This is a genomic window from Pseudanabaena yagii GIHE-NHR1 (assembly GCF_012863495.1).
GTDB lineage: Bacteria > Cyanobacteriota > Cyanobacteriia > Pseudanabaenales > Pseudanabaenaceae > Pseudanabaena > Pseudanabaena yagii.
Window position 1 is genome coordinate 1,468,104 of record NZ_JAAVJL010000001.1, and the last position, 24,967, is coordinate 1,493,070.

Annotated in this window: 21 protein-coding genes and 1 tRNA gene; 12 read left to right on the top strand and 10 right to left on the bottom strand. The window is 41.9% G+C overall.

What is annotated here, in order from left to right:
• Positions 1-3: 3 nt before the first annotated feature.
• Complete coding sequence (gene fabI, locus HC246_RS06895; protein ID WP_169364511.1) at positions 4-780, top strand: enoyl-ACP reductase FabI; 777 nt, start codon at positions 4-6, stop codon at positions 778-780.
• A 132-nt stretch (positions 781-912) separates the two neighbouring features.
• Positions 913-1,596: a Crp/Fnr family transcriptional regulator gene (locus tag HC246_RS06900; protein WP_169362743.1), complete on the top strand. Its 684-nt coding sequence runs from the start codon at positions 913-915 to the stop codon at positions 1,594-1,596.
• 28 nt (positions 1,597-1,624) lie between these two features.
• Here the strand turns inward: HC246_RS06900 and HC246_RS06905 are convergent, their stop codons facing one another.
• Positions 1,625-2,626, bottom strand: a complete 1,002-nt coding sequence (locus HC246_RS06905) for a zinc-dependent alcohol dehydrogenase family protein (protein WP_169362744.1) — start codon at positions 2,624-2,626, stop codon at positions 1,625-1,627.
• A gap of 117 nt (positions 2,627-2,743) precedes the next feature.
• Positions 2,744-3,316: a hypothetical protein gene (locus HC246_RS06910; RefSeq protein ID WP_169362745.1), complete on the bottom strand. Its 573-nt coding sequence runs from the start codon at positions 3,314-3,316 to the stop codon at positions 2,744-2,746.
• Positions 3,317-3,823: 507 nt separating this feature from the next.
• Here HC246_RS06910 and HC246_RS06915 point away from each other — a divergent pair.
• Positions 3,824-4,285 carry a single-stranded DNA-binding protein gene (locus HC246_RS06915; protein ID WP_169362746.1) on the top strand — a complete coding sequence of 154 codons (462 nt, stop codon included), beginning with the start codon at positions 3,824-3,826 and terminating at the stop codon, positions 4,283-4,285.
• A 208-nt stretch (positions 4,286-4,493) separates the two neighbouring features.
• Here the strand turns inward: HC246_RS06915 and HC246_RS06920 are convergent, their stop codons facing one another.
• Together HC246_RS06920 and HC246_RS06925 are read right to left on the bottom strand one after the other, a co-directional pair.
• On the bottom strand, positions 4,494-4,811 hold the full coding sequence (locus HC246_RS06920) for a hypothetical protein (RefSeq protein WP_169362747.1): 318 nt from the start codon (positions 4,809-4,811) through the stop codon (positions 4,494-4,496).
• Between the two features lie 57 nt (positions 4,812-4,868).
• Positions 4,869-4,940 (bottom strand) — tRNA-Thr (locus HC246_RS06925).
• Positions 4,941-5,018: 78 nt separating this feature from the next.
• Between HC246_RS06925 and HC246_RS06930 the strand changes: the two genes are divergently transcribed.
• Positions 5,019-6,707, top strand: coding sequence for an alpha/beta hydrolase (locus HC246_RS06930; protein ID WP_169362748.1), 1,689 nt, complete (start codon positions 5,019-5,021; stop codon positions 6,705-6,707).
• Positions 6,708-6,745: 38 nt separating this feature from the next.
• Here HC246_RS06930 and HC246_RS06935 read toward each other — a convergent pair whose 3' ends face one another.
• The gene (locus HC246_RS06935; protein ID WP_169364512.1) at positions 6,746-7,114 is read right to left on the bottom strand and encodes a phasin-related domain-containing protein; all 369 of its coding nucleotides are present in this window, start codon (positions 7,112-7,114) and stop codon (positions 6,746-6,748) included.
• Between the two features lie 95 nt (positions 7,115-7,209).
• Between HC246_RS06935 and menE the strand changes: the two genes are divergently transcribed.
• The 6 genes from menE to ovoA all read left to right on the top strand — a co-directional run bounded on the left by menE (position 7,210) and on the right by ovoA (position 13,346).
• Positions 7,210-8,775, top strand: coding sequence for an o-succinylbenzoate--CoA ligase (gene menE / locus HC246_RS06940; RefSeq protein ID WP_169362749.1), 1,566 nt, complete (start codon positions 7,210-7,212; stop codon positions 8,773-8,775).
• Positions 8,776-8,833: 58 nt separating this feature from the next.
• Positions 8,834-9,280, top strand: coding sequence for a thiol-disulfide oxidoreductase DCC family protein (locus tag HC246_RS06945; RefSeq protein ID WP_169362750.1), 447 nt, complete (start codon positions 8,834-8,836; stop codon positions 9,278-9,280).
• On the top strand, positions 9,277-9,750 hold the full coding sequence (locus HC246_RS06950; RefSeq protein WP_169362751.1) for a TspO/MBR family protein: 474 nt from the start codon (positions 9,277-9,279) through the stop codon (positions 9,748-9,750). The genes HC246_RS06945 and HC246_RS06950 overlap by 4 nt, the downstream gene beginning before the upstream one ends.
• A gap of 70 nt (positions 9,751-9,820) precedes the next feature.
• Positions 9,821-10,831, top strand: a complete 1,011-nt coding sequence (gene egtD / locus HC246_RS06955; RefSeq protein WP_169362752.1) for an L-histidine N(alpha)-methyltransferase — start codon at positions 9,821-9,823, stop codon at positions 10,829-10,831.
• Positions 10,832-10,949: 118 nt separating this feature from the next.
• On the top strand, positions 10,950-11,987 hold the full coding sequence (locus tag HC246_RS06960) for an acyltransferase family protein (RefSeq protein ID WP_225902999.1): 1,038 nt from the start codon (positions 10,950-10,952) through the stop codon (positions 11,985-11,987).
• A gap of 39 nt (positions 11,988-12,026) precedes the next feature.
• Positions 12,027-13,346 (top strand): 5-histidylcysteine sulfoxide synthase, encoded by a 1,320-nt coding sequence (ovoA, locus tag HC246_RS06965; protein WP_169362754.1) that lies wholly within the window; start codon positions 12,027-12,029, stop codon positions 13,344-13,346.
• Positions 13,347-13,633: 287 nt separating this feature from the next.
• On the opposite strand, the gene HC246_RS06970 is transcribed toward ovoA, so the two are convergent.
• Together HC246_RS06970 and HC246_RS27115 are read right to left on the bottom strand one after the other, a co-directional pair.
• Positions 13,634-14,773, bottom strand: coding sequence for a hybrid sensor histidine kinase/response regulator (locus HC246_RS06970; RefSeq protein ID WP_169362755.1), 1,140 nt, complete (start codon positions 14,771-14,773; stop codon positions 13,634-13,636).
• A gap of 2 nt (positions 14,774-14,775) precedes the next feature.
• Complete coding sequence (locus HC246_RS27115; RefSeq protein WP_169362756.1) at positions 14,776-17,961, bottom strand: CBS domain-containing protein; 3,186 nt, start codon at positions 17,959-17,961, stop codon at positions 14,776-14,778.
• A 215-nt stretch (positions 17,962-18,176) separates the two neighbouring features.
• On the opposite strand from HC246_RS27115, the gene HC246_RS06980 reads away from it, so the two are divergent.
• Positions 18,177-18,677 carry a DUF427 domain-containing protein gene (locus tag HC246_RS06980; protein WP_169362757.1) on the top strand — a complete coding sequence of 167 codons (501 nt, stop codon included), beginning with the start codon at positions 18,177-18,179 and terminating at the stop codon, positions 18,675-18,677.
• Positions 18,678-19,389: 712 nt separating this feature from the next.
• Here HC246_RS06980 and HC246_RS06985 read toward each other — a convergent pair.
• Complete coding sequence (locus HC246_RS06985) at positions 19,390-22,224, bottom strand: HEAT repeat domain-containing protein (protein WP_169362758.1); 2,835 nt, start codon at positions 22,222-22,224, stop codon at positions 19,390-19,392.
• Between the two features lie 178 nt (positions 22,225-22,402).
• Positions 22,403-23,092, bottom strand: coding sequence for a DUF928 domain-containing protein (locus HC246_RS06990; protein WP_169362759.1), 690 nt, complete (start codon positions 23,090-23,092; stop codon positions 22,403-22,405).
• 204 nt (positions 23,093-23,296) lie between these two features.
• On the opposite strand from HC246_RS06990, the gene HC246_RS06995 reads away from it, so the two are divergent.
• Positions 23,297-23,494 (top strand): hypothetical protein, encoded by a 198-nt coding sequence (locus HC246_RS06995; protein ID WP_225902924.1) that lies wholly within the window; start codon positions 23,297-23,299, stop codon positions 23,492-23,494.
• On the opposite strand, the gene HC246_RS07000 is transcribed toward HC246_RS06995, so the two are convergent.
• A complete protein-coding gene (locus HC246_RS07000) occupies positions 23,475-24,920 on the bottom strand; it encodes an MBOAT family O-acyltransferase (protein ID WP_169364513.1) in 1,446 nt (481 codons plus the stop codon). The two genes, HC246_RS06995 and HC246_RS07000, sit on opposite strands and share 20 nt — an antisense overlap.
• Positions 24,921-24,967 lie beyond the last annotated feature (47 nt).

The window sequence follows — 24,967 nt, forward strand, 5'->3', positions numbered from 1 at the left end:
GGTTTGTTAGATTTGAGCGGGAAAACTGCTCTTGTGACTGGGATTGCCAACAATCGCTCGATCGCTTGGGGTATCGCCCAAAAGTTACATCAGGCTGGCGCAAAGCTAGGTATAACTTACTTACCAGATGATCGCGATCGCAACAAAGGTAAAGTTGCTGAGTTGACCGATCCTTTGACACCAGATTTTTTATTGCCTTGCAATGTTCAGGATGATGCACAGGTTGATACGCTCTTTGCTTCAGTAGCAGAGAAATGGGAAAAGATCGATATTTTGGTGCATTGTCTCGCCTTTGCGAACAAAGAAGACTTGTCTGGCAATTTTACAGATATTTCCCGCGCAGGTTTTCAACTAGCTATGGATGTGAGTGCTTACTCATTGATCCACCTATGTCGTGCAGCAAAGCCCCTCATGAAAGATGGTGGTAGTGTTATCACACTGACCTATATCGGTGGGGCTAAAGTTGTACCTAATTACAATGTTATGGGGGCAGCAAAGGCAGCCTTAGAAATGAATGTCCGTTATTTGGCTTCTGATTTAGGTCCTAATAACATCCGTGTTAATGCAATTTCCGCTGGGCCAATTCGGACTCTTGCTTCGGCTGCGATCGGTGACTTCCACAAAATGTTGCACCATTACGAAGAAACTGCACCTTTGCGCCGTTTAGTGACTCCTGAAGATGTTGGTAATGTAGCAACTTTCTTAGGTAGCGATCTGTCTAGTGCCGTAACTGGGCAAATTATTTATGTAGATTCTGGCTATGAAGTCATGGGCGCTTAGTTTCTTTGACTAGCCTAGAATATCTACCTTGAATTTGTAGTGCAGGCATCTTGCCTGCATCACTTTTAATAGTTTTAGGCAAAAAGTGCCTATGCTCAGGTTCTTACAAGATTCAGTCTTAAAAAAATTCCCATGCAAACGGATATCTTCAAAGAGCTATTTCCACTATTTGATGCCGCTAGTGTCGAGACTTTGGAATGGCTCCTCGCAGAAGCAGTAGAACGAGATTATCCTGCGGGACGAGCCGTGCTGATGGAGGATGCTTGGGGCAATGCTGTCTATTTCATCCTCTCTGGTTGGGTAAAAGTTAGATTTGTTCGCAGTCAGGATGCTGCAACTCTGGCTGTGCTGGCTCAGGGCGATTTCTTTGGGGAAATGGCAATCCTTGACGAGTCTCCGCGTTCTACTGATGTGGTTGCTTTTACACCAGTGCGTGTGCTTACGGTTCCTGCTCAAAAGTTTATTCAGTTTTTGTTTAAAGATCCGCAACTCCACCATCGCATGTTGCAACTAATGGTGAGACGGTTACGCAAAACTAACCAGAGGACACAGTTACGTCAGCAAGTGCCTGCGGTAAGAATTGCCTCAGTTTTGACGGGCTTAGGAGAATCCTACGGCAATAAAACTGAGGCGGGGGTGGAAATCTTTAATTTACCTGTTTCAGATATTGCGGATCTCTCAGAAGTTAATCCTGAGGATACTAATAAAGTTTTAGAAAAGCTCAAAGATAAGGGGTGGATTGCTGTTGATTCTAAACGGCAAGTAATGACGATCGCCAATGAAAGGCAAATGGCACAGCTAGCAACATTTCGTTAAAAAGCAAAGGGCTAAGCCCCCTTGCTTTTTAGATTGTGAGTACAAGTTTTCCTGTTATGGAGCCTGTTTCTAATAATTGGTGAGCTTTGGTAGCATCGGCAAGCTGAAATACTTCACTAACATGGATTTTGAGTTTGCCTGAGTCAAATAATTGGGCACATTCAGTGAGAATGTTCGATTGATGAACTTGCAGATCAACTCGTCCAAGCAACATGGGTGTCAACATTAGCTCGAAACTAAAGCGAAGATTGCGAGTACGGGCAACTTTCCAGCTTATATCGGCGGGTGGTTCCAGAATGGTAATGATATCGCCATATACCTGCACCGCAGGAAAGGTTTGCTCGATTAATTTACCACCGACAGTATCAAAGGCAAGGCTGACACCTTCGCCATTTGTCCATGCGATCGCCGCTTCAACAAAATCAGTTTGCTTATAGGCGATCGCTAAATCTGCCCCTACCCCCCTCACAAATCTTGCTTTAGCTTCAGAGCCAATCGTGGTCGCGACCTTAGCACCTCTAAGCTTAGCTAGTTGGATCGCAACATGCCCCACGCCACCTGCTCCTGCATGGATCAGGACATGGGCACTTGCTGATGCGTCGAGCCTACCGCGATCGTATAAAGCTTCCCATGCGGTGAGTAAAACTAGTGGGGCAGCCGCAGCTTCTTCAAAGCTGAGGGATTGAGGTTTATGGGCGGCGAATTTTTCATCAATAGTAGTTAATTCTGCATAATTACCCTGATGTGATCCTAAACCACCGTTACAGAAGTAAACCGCGTCACCAACTTTAAATTTGGTAACATCTGCACCGATCGCTTCGACAATCCCTGCACCATCACAGCCAAGAATTGATGGCAAGCGATCGGGCTGAAATGTGCCACGACTACGCAGTTTGGTATCAATGGGGTTAATACCTGCGGCTCTGAGGCGCACCAGAATTTCAGTAGGCGATTGAATTGTGGGTTCATTTACATCAGCAAGTTGCAACACGTTGGGCGCACCTGCTGCGGTCATCAAAATGGCTTTCATTGCTATTTACGGAGTAATTTTATAGTTCTATCAAATAGTCTGTGCTTCGCACAGACTATTTGATAGAACTATCATTGATTTTTAGAATGTGTTGTCAGAAAGATGATTGAAAGGCGATTAATTGTTGGGTTTAGCACTAGGTGAAGGTGGTTGACGTATAGCATTGTTATCACCTGTGCGAGGGGCACTCTGAACTGAGCGGGTTTGCCAATCCCCAAAGAAGCGATTCATCGCAGTAAACCCTAGGACTGCCGCACCACTCATGATTATTAACAAAACAATGATAGTTGTCCAAGTCTCGACCATTTCAGAGATGCCATAGCGAGTGCGATAGGGATCGATCTTGCACTGATTATCGCGATCGCGGGCAATGATGGGGCGACGAAACCGTAAGCGATGATCGTCTAGCTTTTCTAACAAAATCCAACCTGCTTGAGCTTCTTCAGCACAAACTCGGTTCAATACTTTGCGACTGCGGAAACCACCGCTACTAGTACGCAAGATTTTAAATTCCCAGCCCTTAGGCTGATCGCTAGACGTATTGGACTCATAGCGAGTGAGGTTTTCTTCTTCCACTTCTTCCCGCCGCTTATTACCTTGTTTTGCTCGAAATATTCTGTCGATAATCACGGACTGAATCCCAACATCGAGAATTATAGTACTTATGATGATTGCGTTGATGGTCAGCATATGTGCTTGACGAGTACTTGAGATGGCATGATTTTAGTACTTAGGATTAGCGGTGTGAGACAGCCAATCCTAACAAAATGTTAATGCCTTAGCTGAGACTATGCTGATTTTGCGTTAATAAATCATGGTGACACCGAGTTACAACATTGTGTCTTGATGGTCTGCAAAAGTATACATGTAGTCGTAGGATATTGCACTCAAGATATTGTCGTTAATTAAGTAGCTGGTCACAATTGTGACCAGCTACTTATTGTTACGTCAGTTCGAGTTAAGCTTACAAATTTTATAAGCCCGAAATCAAAAGCCTTGCTAAGTAAGGAAAGATGGTAATGCTAAGGATGGGCGGCGCGAAGCGCCGCCCATCCTTAGCATTACCTAGGACTACCCAAAAAAGTCTTTCAAATGTTAAACGAAGTGCTGCAAAGAACATGGCACTTATTTAGGACTACCAAAAACTGCTATATGATAAATACTTAAAAATAAGCCATAAGCTTTTGATAAACCTCTATGAATTCTATTGTCTTGATGGCAGAAGTGCTAACTGATCCAGAACTGCGCCGTACTCCTGATAACCAAAGTTCGATCGCCTCATTTCTTGTCCAGTTTACAGGCGGACGTGCCGAAGAAGCCCCTTATCGTATCAAAGTTGTGGGCTGGAATAATTTGGCGGACGAGATTATGGAGAAATATCATAAAGGCGATCAAGTTGTCGTAGAAGGTCGCCTCCGCCTTGATACAGTCGATCGCGGTACTTACAAAGAAAAACGCACTGAATTGGTTGCCCAACGAGTTCATAGCTTTGGATCTGGCAGCACGGCAAGTATAGCCGCTACACCAACTGCTGTACCTGCGCGTAGTCCTAGAGCAAATCCATCTACAGCGCCTAGTGCTGCTGTGCCGACATCAAGCTATGTGCCTGTAGCATCTCCCGTAACCGATGCGCCTGACTATGACGATATTCCATTTTAAATAAAATAACTGGTGTTACGTGGAAGGTTGTAAAGCCCTCACCCACTTCGGCATGCTCAGTGCATCGCCTAGCCCCTCTCCCGCAGGAGAGGGGAACAAGAAAATAATATGGGTTTTACTCCCCTTCTCCTGCGGGAGAAGGGGTTGGGGGATGAGGGTTCCACACAACATCAGTAAAATAAATAGGGGGCGCAAAAGCGCCCTCTATTTATTTAAGAGGCGTTATCCTCTCTAAAACTTGCTCCGCAGATAAAAGCCTTGAAATGCGTACCTGTGCGATCGCAACCTTACTGCCATCATTACTCACAACGCGATCGCGATTATTCGATAAATCCTCGGGGATCGCCTCTACCGCTTGGATTGACTCTTCAACTTTATAGAGAACCATTTCTTCTCTATCGTCAACCAAATAAACCCCGATGGGAATTATGATCGGTCTCCGTCGCCAAGCCATTTCGTTCCATAAGCCCGAGACATCCCATACTCTCCGCACCCGCCAACCTTGAGCCAGAAAAAAGTACTTCATAATTAAGCCAGCTATAGAATAATTGGCGCAAAGCGCCAATTATTCTAATGTTATAAGAGCCGATGATGAGATTTGAACTCACGGCCTGCTGATTACGAATCAGCTGCACTACCCCTGTGCTACATCGGCAAGTCAAACACAAATTTTTTGCGAAAGCTATTATAGCATCATCGCACATTTTATAAAATCTAGAAAAACTTACAGACTATGGGATTTGTCTTAGGTAAATTGGGGTTAGGCTTGCGTCGTATTGTCACCATCGGTTCCTTAAGTATGGGCATCGCGATCGCCTGTACTAATATTTTAGCGAAACCAGCCCATAGTGCTGAACAAATCCGCTTTTGGTATCCCCCTGCTGGCGAATTTACCATTTACATCAACGATTTAGAGCAATTTGCTAAGCAAGGAAAATTGAGTAAGCGCTTAGAGTTCTATCTCGGACGCTTATCCTCGGAACAACAAAATCAACTGCGCGAAACCCTAGCAACTCGTTACAACATCAGTCATGTCACGGCGGCTCAGTTTGCCTATTCGCCTATTGGTGAGATCTTGATGCGGCGACTGGGGAGGATTTTGCAGATCACTCCCCAAGAGAATGGATTTTCAGCGCTCCGAGCAGCTCTGATTCTCTCAGCTCAAAGTGATGAAGGGCTAACTATTCTCAATGTCCTACAAAGATATCCCGTACCGATTATTTATCTAGATCTGCCGCGAGGTTTGCAAGCTTATGCGGAAGTTTCACAATTGCTTTACAAAAAGGAACAGGCGATCGCTGCCATCGAAAAACAAGCGATCGCTGAATCAAGCCTTAATCCTACTGAAAATAAGTCTCTAGATATTACTAAACCCGATCTGCGCGTGATGGGCAATGTGCAATGGACAAAGGAAAAATTTACCTATTTACAACGCGATCGCAATGTCAGGATTTCAGCAGATCTATATTTACCCAAGGACTTAACCAAACCTGCACCATTAATTGTGATCTCCCACGGACTCGCCTCTAATCCTGATACTTTTCAATATCTATCCCAACATCTCGCTTCCTACGGATTTGCCGTCGCAGCACTAGAACACCCGAAAACAGGTAGTCGTGACTTTGCGGCTTTTCTCTCTGGATTGAGTAAGGCTCCACAGGCTGAAGAAGCAATTCAACGACCTCTTGATGTGAAATATTTATTAGATGAACTAGAACAGAAGGTTAAAACTGAGCCAATCTGGCGAGATCGCTTGAATCTTGAACAGGTTGGGTTAATTGGACATTCCCTTGGCGGTTATACAGTTTTAGCCTTAGGAGGTGCTCAACTAAACTTCAATCAAATTAATCAAGAATGCAGTACCCCTGAACCAAATATCTCTTCATTTAATGTTGCCAAAATTTTGCAATGCCGCTTTAGCTCCTTAGACACCAATAATACTAATCTCAGCGATCGCCGTATCAAAGCAGTTTTAGCCCTAAACCCTCTTGGTGGAAGCACTTTATTAGGTAAAGAGGGAATGCAAAATATCAAGATTCCCGTTGCCATTTTTGCTAGTGGTGAGGATATATTTACCCCTGCGGTTCCTGAACAGTTTTTCCCCTTTGTATGGCTCACGAATCCCCATAAATATTTAGTAACTTTCCCTAAGGGAACGCATTTTTCATTTTTAGAAAGAAGCGATCGCGGGGTGCTGATTGTCCCAGAAAGTGTAGTAGGTGAGAAGTCAGAATTTACTCATCCCTATACCAAAGCCTTAAGTCTTGCCTTTTTTCAAACCTATCTCAATCAACGTCCCGAATTTACTAGTTATTTAACTAATAACTATATCCAAGCGATCGCCTCGCCAAGATTTCCTGCTTCGTTAACTACCAATTTTTCAGAATCACAACTCTTGCAATCCCTAGATTTAAAACCCTAGATTTAAAATAATGGCGATGCTTTGCACCATCTCCAATTTTATTTCTGCAAACGCTTGAGTTCATCCTGTAGAGCTTGAACTTTGCTTTTTAGCTGATCTACATCATTCACTGTTTGATTAGAGCTACCATCCTCTTCATCATCAATGGAAATAGTGCGGGGTTCGTCTTTGCCTGTAGGATTTGGAGAGCTTTCACTGATTGGTTTTTGAGAGTTTTTGACAAGGTCATCTACAAATTTTCTAGCTTCCTCAGTGGTCATTTCACCTCTTTCCACTAATTCATCAGCCAGTTTACTAGCTTGAGTGCGGAGTTCATTGAGAGTCTCGCCTGCTTTTTCACCTGCGACCGTCGCCAAGCCTAGACCTAGATAAAATGCTTTTTGGACGATGCCACCAAATGGATTCATTGCCATTACTCCTAATGTAATAAATTTAGTATGGGTAGTACAAAACACCACTCATCCTTGAATTCATTACATTATATCGTGATCAATCTGAAATCATGCAATTTCCCAATTGGCTATCGCAAAGAGCTATTCAAAAAAAAGAAGCGATCGCACTTATCTTCAAGTCTCCTAATCATCCAATAGCACATTGGACATATGCCCAATTGGAAACTGAAGTTAATCGTTGGGTAGAGCATTTACAATGCTTGGGGATAAAATCAGGCGATCGCGTTGGTTTGTTACTAACTAATCAGCCCCAATACATCATTTTGGTTCATGGGTTGGTGAAATGTGAAGCCGTAGCTGTTTTTTTAAATATTCGCCTTACGGTTGATGAATTACGTTGGCAATTAGAAGATAGTCAGACTAAATATCTTATTTGTGATGAATTTACTCAGTTAATAGCTCATGATTTGGGAAGTAATATAGAGAACTTAATAGTTGAGAATTGCCCTCACCCCCTAGCCCCCTCTCCCGATGGGAGAGGGGGGGCAGGAAGATTTTCTCGCTCTGAGCGAAGGTTGGGGGTAGATGGCTTACTTAACTTAGAGGATATACAGGGGATTTTCTATACTTCGGGAACAACTGGAAAACCCAAAGCAGTTCCCTTAACCTATAGTAATCATTTTTATAGTGCGATCGCTTCAACTTTAAATCTAGGCACTTATGAAGATGACAACTGGTTACTATGTATGCCTCTATTTCATGTGGGGGGACTAGCGATCGCATGGCGGAGTGTGATTAATGGAACTGCGATTACACTGTTACCGAAGTTTGAAGAGCAGGAAGTACTAGAAGCGATCGCTAATGAAAAAGTGACGATCATTTCCCTTGTGCCGACCATGCTGACTCGCTTATTAAAGCATCCCCACTGGCAAAATCTTCAAAATCCACGTGCAATTCTCTTGGGTGGCGCACCTGCTAGTAAGGAATTAATTGAGCAATGTCTGCAATTAAATTTACCGATTATGCCCACCTATGGCATGACAGAAACGGCTTCTCAAGTTACGACATTGTTACCTCATGAGGTCGCTCTCAAACAAGGTTCTTCGGGTTTACCTCTATTCGGCAATCGATTTCGCATAGTAAATTTAGATGATCCTCAACAAGAAGTTCCCATTGGTGAAGTTGGGCAAATCCTTGTTCAAGGAGCAAGTGTGATGAATGGCTATCTCCATCAGTTAGAGAATAATGCGGTTAAGAATGGTTGGCTATATACAGGGGATCTTGGTTATTGCGATCGCGATGGCTATCTCTATGTGGTCAGTCGTCGCTCCGACTTGATTATCAGTGGTGGTGAAAATATTTATCCTACGGAAATCGAATCAATTTTGTTAGAACATCCTGCAATTTTAGAAGTTTGTGTGGTGGGCATTAGCGATCGCGAATGGGGCGAGGTCGTGGCAGCAGTAATGGTGACTAGAGAAGAGTTATCACTGGATGATGTCAGAAGCTTTTGTGAACAAAGATCGCTAGCTCGATATAAATTGCCAAAATCTATTCATATTTGGGAATCTTTGCCAAAAACAGCTTCGGGCAAGCTATTACGCCAAAAGATTCGCGAACATTTAGATTGTAGTGTTGATATTCCCGCCGAAGGTGGGAATACCAACACTGTATAACTGCTGAGGGGATTAGTTACAATTAGAGGTAGCTGTATTATGGATAAAAATCATACCCATGACATTATGGAAAATTAAGCTGCTCTACGATGGCGCTTGCCCACTCTGTGTGCGCGAAGTCAACTTCTTAAAGCGTAAAGATAGCGATCGCGGTTTGATTAAATTTGTGGATATCGCCGCCGATGACTATGACCCCAAGGACAATGCAGGTATCGACTTCGAGACCGCTATGGGTCGCATCCATGCCATATTACCCAATGGGGAAATTATCCAAAATGTGGAAGTATTTCGCCAAACCTATGACATTCTCGGCATTGGTTGGATTTATGCGATTACCAAGTTGCCATTAGTCGGATGGTTTGCCGATACACTTTATGGAATTTGGGCGGACTATCGACTCTTGCTGACAGGTCGTGCTGATTTGAAAACCGTTGTCGCGGAACGTGAGCAACGCCTCAAAGCTTGTGAAGAACGTTGTGCGATCAGTAATAGGGAAACATCATGATTATTGCTTGGTTCGCGATCGCGGTCATCTGCTTTGTAATTGGCTTTGCCCTAAACAAACTCTTTCCTGCGGACTACAAATGGTTTATGCGCTTACGTCGTCCTCGATGGTTGACCTTCGAGGGTGCAATTCCTTTTATTTGGATCTCGATTTTTATTTGCGGAATTACCTCTGCGGCTTTCCTCTGGCAAGCACAACCAGCGACCGTTAACACATGGTTGCTTATGGTTAGCTATGGCATTGTCGAGATTGCGATTTTAGCCTATACCCCAGTAATGACCCGTTTACGAAATGTAAGGGTTGGCGCGATCGTGGGGGCGATCGGTTTTATATTGGGAGTGATTTTAACGGCTCAGGTTTGGCAAGTTTCCAGCTTGGCAGGATGGCTCCTTGTGCCATATTTGCTATGGAGTCCTGTGGGTACTTATGTAACATGGGTGATGGCAAGACTTAACCCACCCGAAATTTAGATTAAATAGGCTTCATTCATCCAAAATAATCCAACTAGTCGTATATACATAAACAGGTGAAAATCTCAGCATGACAGTTAAGCATTTAAAAATTCTGCATCAACATAATGCAGACATAAAGCAAACCTTTGAGAAGGATGGGCATGATGTTATTCAAGGATTAAGTGGAACTCCGAAAACCCTTCCTCCTAAATACTTCTATGACGATCGCGGCTCGGAACTATTTGAGCAAATTTGCGAACTTCCCGAATATTATCCAACCCGTACCGAAGCATGGATATTAAATAAATATGCTGATGAAATCGCTGATATTACAGGTTCCTGTGAATTAGTGGAATTAGGTAGCGGGAGTTCTACCAAAACCCATTATTTACTAAGTGCCTATCAAAAAGTGGCGAATTCCCTAACAGAAGCCATACCAGATGCCTTTAGTTATATTCCCATTGATGTCAGTGGCGGTATTCTCAAAACGACAGTATTACATTTACAGGAAAAATATCCCGATCTCAACCTTGAGGGATTAATCGGCACATACGACGAAGCTTTGCTTTATCTTGGTAAAAATCACTCGCGATCGCGGATGATTTTCTTTTTAGGTAGTTCCATTGGCAACTTTAACGAAGCAGAATCAAATGAATTCTTAAATAAAGTTTCCCATGCGTTAACGCAAGGTGATTATTTTCTATTAGGGATTGATTTGCAAAAGCCCAAAGATATTCTCGAAGCTGCTTATAACGATAGTCAGGAAGTAACGGCTGCTTTTAATTTGAATATGCTTGCCCATTTGAATTGGCGCTTTCAAGGCAATTTTGATTTAAGTCTATTTAAGCATCAAGCCATTTACAACGAAATAGATCATCAAATTGAAATGTATCTGCACGCGCAAGTAGAACATCAAGCATCATTAGATATTCTCGATCTCAAGGTGCAGTTTCAATCAGGTGAAAGCATTCTCACGGAGATTTCGCGCAAATTTGACTTAGAGAAAGTGCAAGCACAATTGCGATCGCAGGGTTTAGAAACCGTCAAAATCTGGACAGATCCTCAACAATGGTTTGGTCTAATCCTGTGTCAGGTTTAAACCCGCAGAATCAACATTTCAGCTAATTATTGTATAGTTATATCAGGAAAAATTTCGATATTTAATGCTTAGGCTACTTACACAGAAGGAGTCTTAATTGAGAAACGAAAAAATAGACTTGCTCCGTTTTATTGGTTTATCAATGATCATTCTTGCTCATTCAGAGCCAAATCAACTGATTTTTCAGTTGCGAAATTTTGATGTGCCTCTAATAGTTCTATTATCAGGCGCATCTTTTGGATTGTCTTTTAAAAGCGAACCTTATATTCAATATGTATGGAAGCGGATAAAAAGACTATTATTTCCAACATGGATATTTTTAACAATTTATTTTATTTGTATAAAACTTAATCCATCATTATTAGATATTGATATTAATAACCTCGATGTGCTATTTAGCACATATTTCTTAATAAATGGTAGTTTTTACACTTGGATAATTAGAGTATTTTTACTAGTTGCACTAATTGCACCATTTATTTATCAATGGCATCTCAATATTAAGAAAGATAACTATTATCTAACTTTTTTATTTTTGATATTGCTGGGATATGAAATTATCAAAATTTTTACATCCATATACTTAACTGGAGATGTAGGTAAAATCATAAATTTTTATGTTGTTCCTTATCTGTTTTACATAATTCCTTATTCCGTAATTTTTGCTTTAGGATTAAGGATCAATTCTATGAAATCTAAAAGTAATTATGTAGTTTTGGCTTTTTCATTTATTGTTTTCTGTGGATTTTTGCTATTTTTTGGAATTAAAGAACATACATTTATCCCCACCCAAACCTATAAATATCCTCCATCTATCTATTACTTTTCTTATGCTGTATTTATTTCCATGATTCTTTGGATATCTAGTCATAGGATTTGGACATATATTTCTCAATATCTATTATTGAAGCAGTTTATTTTATTTTTTGCTCGTAATACTCTGTGGATCTACCTGTGGCATATACCAATAATAGGAATTTTGGGAAGTCATATGTTAAAGAATTTACATTTACACTTTTTGATTAAGTACTTTTCTATTTATGTTATTGCAGTAACCATAACTTTTATTCAAGTTTGGTTTATTCAATCTTTTGTTCTACCCAAGATTAATAACATTCAGATGCAAAAAAATATTAAGACTATATTTACTGGCTAACACATAATTTTAAATCAACATCTAGATAGCTAAAACAATATGAAACCTCCCAATTTACATGATTGCGATCGCCAAGATATTCTTGCCTATTGTCAACAGGCTTGGCAAATCGAAGACCAATTGCTGAAAAGTTTAATTAATCCCGAAACTTTCTATCTCAATCCCGACCCTTTACGCAATTTATTGATCTTCTATTTAGGACATTCGGCAGTCTTTTACATCAACAAACTAGTCCGAGTTGGCTTAATTAACGAACGGATCAATCCACATTTTGAAAGCCTCTTTGAAATTGGAGTCGATCCCGAAAAGCCTGATGAAATTGAGAGTATTTTCGATAATTTGCGGCAAGCGGATGTGATAGAAGTATGGGCATATCGTCAGCAGGTCTATGACAGGATCAGCGATTTGATCAATCATGTAGCGATCGCTTTGCCCATTAATCAAGAGCATCCGCTTTGGGCGCTAATGATGGCGATCGAACATCAGTATATTCATATTGAGACCTCATCAATGTTGATTCGCCAATTACCTGTGGATAAGCTGCAACGTCCTCAAGGTTGGGAATATGCGCCAGCGAATGGCTATACCAGACCAAACGAGATGATCGAAATTGCAGGAGGAACGGTGCGCTTCGGTAAGCCCCAAGACTCCAATATCTATGGCTGGGATATTGAATATGGCGATCGCACTGTCGATGTGGCAACTTTTCAAGCGAGTAAATACCTAATTACCAACGCCGAATTTCTCGAATTCGTCAAAGATGGCGGCTATGAAAATCAAGACTATTGGCATAAGTCAGCGTGGGATTGGAAAGTGCAGCATAATGTCAAACATCCTAAATTCTGGATTCCTGACGCTGATAGCTACAAATATCGCGCTATGTTTAATGAAATCGCGATGCCTTTTGATTTTCCTGTGGAGGTAAATCATCACGAAGCGATCGCCTATTGTCGCTGGAAAGGAAACAATACTCGCCTCATGACTGAAGCTGAATATCATCTCGCAACTTATGGTATGGGGCTAAGCTCATCACAGGCTGAGGATAATTCTAGATTTAATCTCAACTTAAAATTCGCTTCACCTAGTCCTGTGGGCTATCTCGAATCAGCAAAAAGTCCATCGGGTCTCTATGATCTGCGGGGTAATGTTTGGGAATGGCTAAACGATCATTTAACACCTCTCAATGGATATCAACCCCATTACCTCTATGAAAACTATTCTGCACCATATTTCGATAATAAGCATAATATGATGGCTGGTGGCTCATGGATTACCAGTGGAACCGAAGCCTATCCCTATTATCGCAACTGGTTCCGTCCAAACTTCTACCAACATGCAGGTTTTAGAATTGCTAAGTAGCTCAAGGTATAAACCCAAACCCAAATAGCTGTTTCGCTCGCATAGCGGACGAAACAGCTATTTGGGTTTGGGTTTTACTTATGTTTAACCACTTACAAACATTTCTAAATAGGTAACTGATGTTACGTGGAAGTAATTCCTGCGATGTTGAAGGATCGGGGCTGGCACGGAGGCACAGCCCCTACCCAAAATTTAAATTATTTAGGTAGGGGCAAATCCCCCCGTGGTTGCCCTGCTGTGCTAGCAGCAAGAAATTCATACCCTGAGTTCCACGTAACACCAGCTATTTAGAGGATACTAGTAGTCAAGGGTAATTCAATGTTAATCGTAGTCCCTTGACCATAGCTACTAGAAATTGAGAATTTCCCTTGATAGATTTCCACGATTTTCTTGGCTATTTTTAATCCTAGTCCGATTCCTTGCTGCTCGTAATATCTGCGCTCAAATTGAATAAAAGCACCAATTCTATTGATTTGATCTTCTGTCATTCCCCGTCCTTGATCAGAAATAGATAGATGTAACACATCATCTTTTGCCCAACTTGCTACTTTAATTGGAGTACCAGATTTAGAAAATTTACACGCATTTTCTATTAATTCATTGATCATAGATACAAAATCTTTTTCATTCATAGAAATATTTATATCTTCAAGATCTAAAACTAAATCGTTTAAGCGATTATTAGCCTTTATTGCACAAGCATTTTCAATGAGAATCATTGTAGGTAGGTCTAGATAATATGTATTTCTACTCTCATCAATTTTAGGATTAATAGCAAATATCTCTAATTTTGTATATTCCATGAACTTCTTAGTCAATTTTTCTAGCCTTTGAATAGAATGCTTGGCTAGACTTAACCATTCATGGATTTCCTCAGATTCCATATTTTGATGGTCATTTATGACCATCTCTATTGCTCCAAATACTCCATTAAGAGGTGTATTTAGTTCATGGGGAAGCGAGGAAGATAAATTCCCACATAATTCATCCATATTATTTTGGAGAACATGAATTGTATTTTCTTGTAACTTCGATAGCGCTTTTATTTGATCGTATTGTTGTTTAATCCGCAACATGGACTTAACTCTTGCGCCAAGCTCAATGCGATCGACGGGCTTGCTGATAAAGTCATCTGCTCCTGATTCTAAGCAGAGGGCAATATCTTTCTTGGCGGTGAGAGATGTGACCATGATAATCGGCACATGTTTCCATGCATCCATTGATTTGAGGCGACGGCATACTTCCATCCCATCCATTTTGGGCATCATCACATCGAGTAAAATTACATCAGGTTGATAATACTCAAGGTTATCAAGTGCATCTTGACCACTAGTTGCATAATCTAATTTATAGGTTTGATTAGATAGCAGGGTTTGGATAACATCAAAATTATAGGTTTCATCATCAATGACTAAAATAGAAGACATACTTATTTTTTGAACTCCTTCTTCACTAGAAATTGCTGAATTGTTCTTTCTAATTTCTTTATTTTAACTGGTTTGGCTAAATATTCATTAGCCCCTGCGGCTAGGCAACGATCGCGATCGCCTGTCATCACCAAGGCAGTTAAGGCAACGATCGGGGTATTTAGTAAATCGGGGTCGGAGCGGATTTGTTTAATTGCCTCGATGCCATCCACCTTAGGCATTTGAATATCCATCAAAATGAGGTCTGGACGATGAGTTTTGGCATAATCAATGGCTTCCTGCCCATCCTTGGCTACTAAGAAATGATAACCCTTCGTTTCAAAGCATTGAGAAAACATACTGATATTTGCGGCGTTATCTTCTGCCAAGAGAATGAGAGAATTTTGAATCGTACTCATATCAATGGCAAAGGCATCAATATCAGCTTGATCATCTTGTTTATCGTCAATGATCGCGCAGAAGTGGGTATAGGGAAGATCGATGGTAAAGCAACTGCCGACATCAATTTCACTAGTGAGACCGACGACACCGCCATGCATCTCGACAATGCGTTTAACTAGAGCAAGTCCTAGCCCTGTTCCATTGTATTCACGGTTGAGCGCACTATCGATTTGAATAAATGGCTGAAAGAGCTTATGGATATTTTCAGGTAGGATGCCGATACCCGTATCAATTACAGCGATATGTAAATATTGCCGTAATTCCAAACTATCTGTATCTGAACTCTCTAAATGCTTGAGAGAGGCTTCTAGGGTGATATGTCCCCCTTCTGGTGTAAATTTGACAGCATTATTTAATAAATTAATTAGGACTTGGCGAATGCGGCGTTCATCAACCAATATATTCGGCAGGTTATATTGCAATTGGAAGTCCAGTTGAATATTTTTTTGTAATGCCTGTTGATTGACAAAAGCCAGACTGGTCTGACAGAGATGATTGACAGGGATAGAAGTGAGATCTAATTCAAGTTGTCCAGCTTCAATTTTGGCGAGGTCGAGAATATCGTCAATTAATTCCAGCAGATGAGCGCCACTACTCTCAATGATCTGCAATGCATTAACTTGTTTTTCATTAACTTCCCCAAAAAACTGTTCCTTAAGCCCATCGGTCATGCCCAAGATGGCATTGAGTGGTGTGCGGAGTTCATGGCTCATATTGGCGAGGAACTCATCTTTGAGGCGCGTGACACGGGCGAGTTCTTGGTTGGTTTCCTTGAGTTCTTTGGTGCGTTGTTCAACCTTTGATTCGAGGTCTTGGTTGAGTTGATGTAGCTCTCTCTCTGCTTGTTTACGATCGCTAATATCGCGGATCATAAATAAGACTTCATCATCACCATATTTAATCACGCGGACTTCTTCATCTTGGAGGCGATCGCGGACTTGGATTTGCTGCTCATAAATTTGCAACTCCCCCGTATCTAAGGCTTTTTGTAAGTAATGTAACTGTTGCCTAGCGATTTCTGGGGGCAATACGTCATTGATTGCCATTCCCGATATATCAATGTTACGACCGAGAATGCCAAAGTCTTGATATGGGGTCACATAACCGCGATAATGCCCGTCAGCACCAACCCGCACCATAATGTCTGGAATAGTAGCTAAAATCGCATGGCTTTGAGCTTCGCTTTGGCGCAGGCGCATTTCCGCTAACTGGCACTCATTGAGCCGCTCTTGTAATTTTTGATTGGTGTCAACCTGATGCAGAGCGATCGCTAAATGTACTGACAAAGACTGTAGCAACTCAATTTCTTCCTCCTGCCAATCTCGCGCCTTACTACTTTCAGTGACATTGAGAAATCCCCATAATTCATCGGCATATAAAATCGGTACTAAGATCTGAGCGCAGATCTTCAGTTTAGAGAGAATGTTTTGCTGATAGGCGGACATGGTACTGGTGTGGATATCGCCAACAGCGCAACGCGAGTAATAGGTATCACATCCTACATAAAGTTGATTGGTGTTAATTCCAGTAACCACCTGTCCCAAGGCTGATAGCGGTGAGTCCGTAGATTCCGCAACAATCGTATTTTGGGCATTCTCTTCAATCTTGATGATGTTAACGCGATCGCATTTTAAAATTTGACGCACACGCTCCACAGTTGTATTGAGAATAGTCTGTAGGCTGAACGAAGAACGAATTTGAATAGATAGCTCAGCTAATACTCTTTCCTGCTTTACTTTTTCCTCAAGGGCAAAGGTACGCGCCGCAACCTCTTGTTCTAGTTCCAAATTACGATTGGTAAGTAGTTGCATCTTCTCCGATTCAAGCTGCAATACCTTCTTCTCTAAAATCTCTGCTTGCTTGTGCAGTTCTAAGGGATTAAGAACTTGCAACAGGCTACTACGGGTAATAATTCCTATTAATTTCCCCTGCTCATCGGTTACAGCTAGTCGATGGATCAGATTTTCCTCCATCTTGCAATAGACTGCCCACAACGACTCCTCATGACTAACGGTCACTATTGGTGTACCCATGACTGCCTTGGCTAGATAGCTCTCTAAGTTCAAACCTAGTCCCTGCAATTGCACAATATCGCGCTCGGTGATAATTCCTACAGGGATCTGCATTTGTTCTTCTGGTCGCACAATCAGCACAGAGCTAACGTGATGCTCAAACATCAGTTGCGTAATTGTCAGGATCGAGCTATCAGCTTCTGCACAAATAACCCTGCGGGTCATAACTTCTGCCACTGTGCGCGATCGCAAAATATCTTCAGGGCTAGCAGTTTGCCTGAGACTCTCATGGGTTAACAGTCCGACCAAATGGTTGTGAGCATCTAAAATCGGTATATGGCGAATGTGATACTTTTGGAGTAAATTCACCACAAAAAACAAGTCGGGGAAATTAGATTCATTGAGAGTGATGACGGGATAGGTCATGACATCCCGCACTAGCAAATTATCCAAAGAAAGCTTTTGGGCGGTCAATTTCACGATATCTCTCTCGGTGATGATGCCGACGACTTTCTCTTCTCTCACGACTAATACACAGCTCGATCTCGCTTCTAGCTGCATAGCTTCTACTTGACCTGTCATATTTCTAGTGGTGTCACAGGCAGATCGCATTGTACTCATCATGCTAATCGCCACAGTTACCTTGGTCTCTGGGGAAACCGTTAATGGGTCACAGATAATGGCAGAATTTAACGATCTTAATTCTGCCTGAGCAAAAGACGTACTACTAAGCATTAGATTTGTGATGACAGCCTTAAAGGTGAGAGAATAGTCAAGGATTCCTATATTTCGGTCAAAATGCTACTTAACACGCTCAAATATTCATTGAAATAATCTAGACATCTAGGATTAGGTAGTTTGAAATCCCCCATTGCTTTGAATATTACCCTTAGTATTGGAATATACTTTAAGTATAAAGAGATTATTAAATTCTAAAGGGATTTTTAATAATGTATTCGTATCCTCAACGAATTGAACCGCAAGCTGGGCAGGAATCTGTCTGGGATTATCCTCGTCCTGCGATCTGGGAAGATACTGATAAGCATATTCGTATAATTTGTAATGGAGTTGTCTTAGCCGAAACGCAACGGGCTAAGCGTGTGCTCGAAACGAGTCATCCGCCTTGCTACTACATTCCAATGGAAGATATTAAGATGGAATATCTAGTCGAAACTTCGCGCCGTACTCGCTGTGAATGGAAGGGAGTTAGTCAATATTATGATGTTGCGATCGCAGATAAATACATCCAAAATGCTGCATGGCGATATTCTATCCCTACGCCCAATTTTGTAGAGATTCAAGATTCTCTAAGCTTCTATGGTAGTTTGATGGATGCTTGCTATGTCAATGATGAGCTTATCACACCGCAATCAGGTGATTTTTACGGCGGCTGGATTACTTCCGATATTGTGGGTCCTTTTAAAGGCGAAGTCGGGACTTGGGGTTGGTAGTTTTCTATAAATTTTGCGATCGCCTTAATTTGGCAATACTTTGCCCTAACCTCACAACGCAGGGACAAGCGATCGCTGAAGGCACAGATTTAGATCTCCGACTTTTTTTGTGAATTTACAAATTGTCTTTGCTTGCATAGAAAAAGTCGGAGATCTGGGAATTTGCAGGTTTCTTTTTAATTTGGGAATGCTATGCCCAATACCTCACAACGCAGGGACAAGCGATCGCTGAAATCACAGAGCGCATAGGATTTATAGAAATGCAGGAAATGTAGGGCATAGCATTCCCACAGAAATTTATAAATTTTCAGGTCGTCTTAATTTGGGAATGCTATGCCCAAAATCTCACAACGCAGGGACAATTTATCTGTGAAGGCATAGAGGCATAGGATTTATAGAAATGTAGGAATTGTAGGGGCAAAGCATTCCCGCAGAAATTTATAAATTTTCAGGTCGCCTTATTCGGGAATGCTTTGCCCAAAACCTCACAACGCAGGGACAATTTATCTGTGAAAGCACAGAGCGCATAGAATTGATAGAAATGTAGGGGCATAGCATTCCCGCAGAAATTTATAAATTTACAGATCGCCTAAATTTGGGAATGCTATGCCCTAAACCTCGCAACGCAGGGACAATTTATCTGTGAAGGCATAGAGGGCAAAGCATTTGCAGATCGATATGGTTGTGGGTCTTAAAAATTGTGGCGCAAATGCTATGCCCCTACGGGATTCTCACTCAATTTTGCTAATTCCTTTTTCGCAAATTCCTTTAACTTTTCATCAGGATCGCTGTTAGAGACTGTCTTCAATAACTCCAATGTTTGAGGTTTGTCGCTGTAATGTTTGAGGATTGCTTCTAGTGCAGTTTGACGAGGATTAGTTTGGTCATCTTTTTCACGTTTAAAGGGATCGTGGATAGCGCGATCGCATAAAAAATCAAATGTTTGTGGGTGATCTTTCCAGCCTTTGGCAATCTCTTGTACCGCCGCCCTTCGCACATATTCATTCTGATCATTAAGAGCGCGATCTTTTAGCCAAGGAAGGTTATCAGAGTCATCTTTCCAGCCTTTGGCAATCTCTATTACTGCTACCATTCGCACAAACCAACTCTCATTGTTAAGAGCGCAGTCTTTTAGCCAAGGAAGGGTTTCAGTGTCTTCTTTCCAGCCTTGGGCAATCTCTTCTAGTGCTGAAATAGGTATAAAAAATCGTGATTCAAACTTAAGACATCTTTTCAACCAAGTTAATATCCCAGAGCTATCTTGCCAATTGCTTACAATGTTGTTTATGAGTCTCCTTGCTAATTCAAGATTAAACTCATAAGGACTTTCTTGTTCGGCTTCATGTTGTAAAGTTTTTAGTAATTTACTCGATGTAGGAGTAATCAAGTTTCTATTTCTCACCTCTACAAAGCAATCTGCCGCTAATAATAGATTTGATAGTCCTTCTTTTTTAAGTTTACCTTCATCTAGATACGCACTTTTATCAACTTTCTGCTCCAAAAGAAAATCAATAATATCCGCAACAAATCTAGGTTCGATCATCCCAGAAATTAGCCGTAAAACCTCATGCCATGACTCATCTTGCCAATGCTTACCAAACACATCATTGATTAACTGCTCAATCGTCAGCGTCTGCGACTCCTTAAACTGCCAAACAAACTCCCACGCACAAAAATATTCCAAAAAAGTGCGATGCACAAAACCATAGGAATCTCCACCCAGATCGCAGAGGATGAAATTGCGCGTGCGAAGTTGACCAATCATGATACGGGCAATTTCCCTTGGCTTCTCCACCTCAATCGTCCTCAGATAATCCGTCAAAATGCCCTCCAACTGCGCCGCACTAATCAAATTCCCCGCCAAACCCTTCGCACTCGACTGCATATGATAGGCAACCTTCCGCAACATCGCCTGCTTATCGCGATAGTCAATCGTTTTCGGATCAATCCGTCGATCCTCCACTAGCGCCCGTTCCACATCCCACTGATGCAACAACACCCTAGAAGATTGGTTATACAGTTCAGGACGATCCCTCGGTAACTCCTGATTACGATTAAGAATCGCCATCATCGTTAATAACAAAGGATTTCCCGCCAACTCCTTAATCGATCGCGACTCCCTAATCGCCTTCTGCAACCGTTCCCGTTTGCGATCCTTATCCGCACCCTCCGCAAAATTCAGATCATGCCAACGCACCACAAAATCCTGCATCTGCTCATCATTCAACTCTTGCAGCATAAAGTGCTGAAACCCCGCATCCCTCAACCGTTGTGCCTTATAACCCAACCACCGCGAAGTCGCGATCGATCTCACCGCAGGATACTCATTCGTAAAGCGATGGATATCCGTCACCACCTCATCGCGCAACGCAGGATCGAACACCTCATCAATCCCATCAAAAAGGGCAATGACATCACCATTCTTCAGCTTTTCATGCAAATCCTGCTGATTCAGCCGACAGGTAATATTCCCACCATGAATAAACGAAACAATATCCTTACATTTTCCTGCTTGCTTATCACGGGCATAAGTCCGCAACTCCAACAAAAGCGGCAATGGATACAAAGGTAAATCTCGCACAGGTCGCTCTGCCCAAATCAGCGCTAAATATTGCAACAGCGTCGATTTTCCTGAACCAGGGTCGCCCAAGATTACCGCATACTTAGCAACCCCATCCTTCGCCAACTCCTGCGGATCGCCCAAAACCTCAAATACCCCCCGAATCGGTTGCTCGACATAGCGCTTGCGATGATTTTCTAACTCCGCTTCGGCAAGTTCCAACGCATCCAACTGTCCACTCTCCTGCAACAGCCGCGATCGATCCTTTGGCAACTCATACACCTGCGGAATAAACTCCTGACATTCCCGCAAATTCTGCGGAATAAAGATCTTCCACAGCTTCAACTCGTTGTAATAAACCCCAGTCGTATCCAGAGATTCCAGCTTTAAGTTGCCATACTGTTCCCGCAAACCCTCTGCATACTTCTCCAAATCAAAAGCTGGCGCAATTCCTACCGCTTCTTGCACAGCATCGGCGATTTTATCTAAGGTCTGCACCTCAAAAATCGGACGCAACTTATCCGAATTCTGGACAATCTTCTTCACGGCTCGGATGTAGGACTTACTCAAAAAGTCCCAATTCATATCCTCTGGCAAAAGTGGTGAATTCAACTCTGTCCAAACTCTCACCAATAGTGCCGTATTGATCGCCTTACATTCCACATTAAACGCCATCCCTAGCGCCGCGCTTACCTCTTCGCGCTTAACAAACTTTTGTAAATAGGGAATGTATTGTTTAATGATTGCCTCTTGATAACCCGCATCCTTGAGTTCTTCCTCAATCAATTCTAGAAATTCTTTGAGCGCTTTCCCATAGGCTTCCTTCAGCAGATTCGGCTCAGGCAAGCGGATCACCTTTTTCAGGCAATCTTTAAAAAAGTCCTTACCATAATCCTTTGCCGCATCCTGAGCCAAAGTCTCCAAAATGGGATAAACAACGACACCTGCCGCCTGTGTCACACCCCAAACTACCAACCAATCAATCATCGCCTCAAACTCCAAGGATATGACTCAGGGATCTTGCCAGCTAAAGCAAATTTTTAGATCCTGCTCTATGTGATTATTGTATCAAATCAGCTAAAGTTTTGCTGATATTTTTGCTTTACTTAAATTTTGACCATTCGAGGCGATAAAGGCAAGGGCAATTCATGAATTGCCCTTGCCTTTATCTCTTTTGCGGAAAGGCAAGCAGCTTAGCCGATTTCGCATCAATCAGTTCCAATAATTTCTCTGATGATAACAATCTGTAATCACTACATTGATTGCGGCGACTCTCTTGTAACAATTTTGCCCGTTCGCGACGTGCAATCTGATCTGTAGGATTTATCTTTAACCATTGCGTATAAGCATCAAAAGCATCATACCAATAGTAATATTTTGCATAGATACGCGCTTTCCCCAACCAAGTATTTTCACGCTTAACTTCTCGCTCCAAATTTAGATCTGGCTCTCTCTGAATATATGCATATGCAGAATCTAGCTCACTCCATTCATTGATAATAGAAGTAGATAAAAGTTGGATTTTCCCATTTAAAAGAGAAGAATTAGAAACAGGCAGCACAATCTTATAAAATCCTTCTTCTTCAATTTCCTCATTTCCTCTAAAAAGGCTGCGCCCGCGAGATTCATCCTCCCTAATTCTAAACTTCAGAGTTAACAGTGATGAAGTGTTTGCATACTTGCGTTTATGGAAATATATATACAAAGGAGGACGCTCAGCAATAGTTCTCCCCCCATCATCAGGAGCAATAATTGCGACACAATAACTGCGTACAGAAGCTGGAACTCCCCCTATATAGTTCTTCGCAGTTCCCAACCCATACTGCGTATGTTTTGGCTGAGCGATCGCTGCCAAGTCATACCCATAAAAACGATAGAAAAAGCAAGCCCCAAAATGTACCCGATAAACCTGTTATCTGTCTTCGCCAAGCTATATCCCAAATATCGATCAGTTGTCGCATGATTTTCACCCTTTTGCTTGCATCAATAACTACACCAAACTTGACTCAAGGAGCGATCTCTGAAAACTTAATCTCAACCTTTTAGAGGTCATAATTCAATGGCAACCTCAGATAACACGCTAGACTCATGGCGCAAGACCCTAGAAACTTTGCTCCAATACTATGCCGATCTTCCTTATCGCTATGGAGACGTGAGTGCTTACGTCGTTGTTAGTCGCGATCGCAACCACTTCATGATAAAGACAAAATCTGGATGCATTTCTATTTTTCTGGATTCTAAAAATCAAAGTAGATAAAGGGCAGTTTCTTGTCGGGGCTGAGGATGCTGACGAGAAATAGACTGATGGGGACTAGGAATAATTTTATTTGCCAATTTAACTGCCACTTGGCGCGATCGCATTGATAGGCAACTAGCGACATGAGCAACAAACCGCCCATTAATAAAGTAATTTGCCCCAAGGTAATCCCAAGAGACTCGACATAGATTTTTACACCAAATTGAGGATCACTTTGATAGCCCCATAGCCTCTGTAAAAACATGTTGGTATCCGCCAAATTAGGCAAGCGAAAAGGAATCCAACCAACAAAGACAACTAGTTGGGTCATCAAAATCGCCACAATCTTCATTGGTAGATGTTTCCAGATCTTATTTAGCCCCTCAAATACTGAGCAAAGCTCCATCCACAGACGATGTCCCACTAGGGCGGCTCCATGCCAAATTCCCCAAATAATGAAGCCCCAGTTTGCGCCATGCCAGATACCAACTACAAGCATGATGATCATCAAGTTCAGGCAAGTACGCCACAGCCCACCACGAGAGCCACCGAGGGGAATATAAAGATAATTCCGCATCCATGCACCGAGGGTCATATGCCAACGTCGCCAAAAATCGGAAATGCTGGTGGAGAAATAGGGAAAATCAAAGTTTTGCGGTAGCTTAAAGCCTAGTAATAAAGCACTACCCCTTGCCATATCGATATAACCGCTAAAGTCACAGTAAATTTGAATGCCATAGCCAATTAGGGCAATCCAGAGATCAAGACTACCTGCGCGTTCAGTATTACGAAAACAGAGATCCACAAACCTTGCCATATTGTCGGCAATGATCCCTTTTTTAACGGCTCCACAGGCAAACAGCCATACGCCTTCAGCGATGTCCGATAATACTGGACGCGATCGCGTTAATAGTTGGGGCGCAAACTCTTGGTAGCGGGTAATTGGTCCTGATAGTAACTTCGCAAAAAATAACTTGTAGGCAGCAAAGCTGAGGAAATCCCTTGCAGGAGTATTGCCCCGATAGGTGTCGATCAAGTAAGCAATCAGTTCAAATACAAAAAAACTTAGGGTAATGGGTGGAATAATGTTTGATTTTGCCCAAATTGCTAAGGAACTACCGACGGGCAAGCCTGTAATATTGCCAATGACTGTAGCAACAAAGGGAATGTATTTAAATCCAAACAGCAGTAGTACATTAAAAAATACCCCCACAAATAGTAGCCACTGCTTTAGAAATTTATCTCCTTTCCGAATTTCTTTACCCAACCAAAAATTAATCGCCAACATTACCAGCAACAGCCAGACATATTGTCTCTGAATAAATGAGTAAAACACTAAACTTGCTGTCACAATAACTAACAAGCGTGCTTGCACATTAGGCAGGAGCCAATAAACAATTGCGGTGATAATCAGGAATTGAGCATAATCAAGGGACAAAAAATCCATTTTTATGCCCATCAAAAACTGGGACAAATGGAAGGGCAGAAAATCCA

Bases quoted from the DNA above. Each gene is read 5' to 3' on its own strand.
- HC246_RS06900 (WP_169362743.1), top strand. From the start codon at position 913: ATGCAAACGGATATCTTCAAAGAGCTATTTCCACTATTTGATGCCGCT.
- HC246_RS06905 (WP_169362744.1), bottom strand. From the start codon at position 2,626: ATGAAAGCCATTTTGATGACCGCAGCAGGTGCGCCCAACGTGTTGCAA.
- HC246_RS06910 (WP_169362745.1), bottom strand. From the start codon at position 3,316: ATGCTGACCATCAACGCAATCATCATAAGTACTATAATTCTCGATGTT.
- HC246_RS06915 (WP_169362746.1), top strand. From the start codon at position 3,824: ATGAATTCTATTGTCTTGATGGCAGAAGTGCTAACTGATCCAGAACTG.
- HC246_RS06920 (WP_169362747.1), bottom strand. From the start codon at position 4,811: ATGAAGTACTTTTTTCTGGCTCAAGGTTGGCGGGTGCGGAGAGTATGG.
- HC246_RS06930 (WP_169362748.1), top strand. From the start codon at position 5,019: ATGGGATTTGTCTTAGGTAAATTGGGGTTAGGCTTGCGTCGTATTGTC.
- HC246_RS06935 (WP_169364512.1), bottom strand. From the start codon at position 7,114: ATGAATCCATTTGGTGGCATCGTCCAAAAAGCATTTTATCTAGGTCTA.
- menE (WP_169362749.1), top strand. From the start codon at position 7,210: ATGCAATTTCCCAATTGGCTATCGCAAAGAGCTATTCAAAAAAAAGAA.
- HC246_RS06945 (WP_169362750.1), top strand. From the start codon at position 8,834: ATGACATTATGGAAAATTAAGCTGCTCTACGATGGCGCTTGCCCACTC.
- HC246_RS06950 (WP_169362751.1), top strand. From the start codon at position 9,277: ATGATTATTGCTTGGTTCGCGATCGCGGTCATCTGCTTTGTAATTGGC.
- egtD (WP_169362752.1), top strand. From the start codon at position 9,821: ATGACAGTTAAGCATTTAAAAATTCTGCATCAACATAATGCAGACATA.
- ovoA (WP_169362754.1), top strand. From the start codon at position 12,027: ATGAAACCTCCCAATTTACATGATTGCGATCGCCAAGATATTCTTGCC.
- HC246_RS06970 (WP_169362755.1), bottom strand. From the start codon at position 14,773: ATGTCTTCTATTTTAGTCATTGATGATGAAACCTATAATTTTGATGTT.
- HC246_RS27115 (WP_169362756.1), bottom strand. From the start codon at position 17,961: ATGCTTAGTAGTACGTCTTTTGCTCAGGCAGAATTAAGATCGTTAAAT.
- HC246_RS06980 (WP_169362757.1), top strand. From the start codon at position 18,177: ATGTATTCGTATCCTCAACGAATTGAACCGCAAGCTGGGCAGGAATCT.
- HC246_RS06985 (WP_169362758.1), bottom strand. From the start codon at position 22,224: ATGATTGATTGGTTGGTAGTTTGGGGTGTGACACAGGCGGCAGGTGTC.
- HC246_RS06995 (WP_225902924.1), top strand. From the start codon at position 23,297: ATGGCAACCTCAGATAACACGCTAGACTCATGGCGCAAGACCCTAGAA.
- HC246_RS07000 (WP_169364513.1), bottom strand. From the start codon at position 24,920: ATGGATTTTTTGTCCCTTGATTATGCTCAATTCCTGATTATCACCGCA.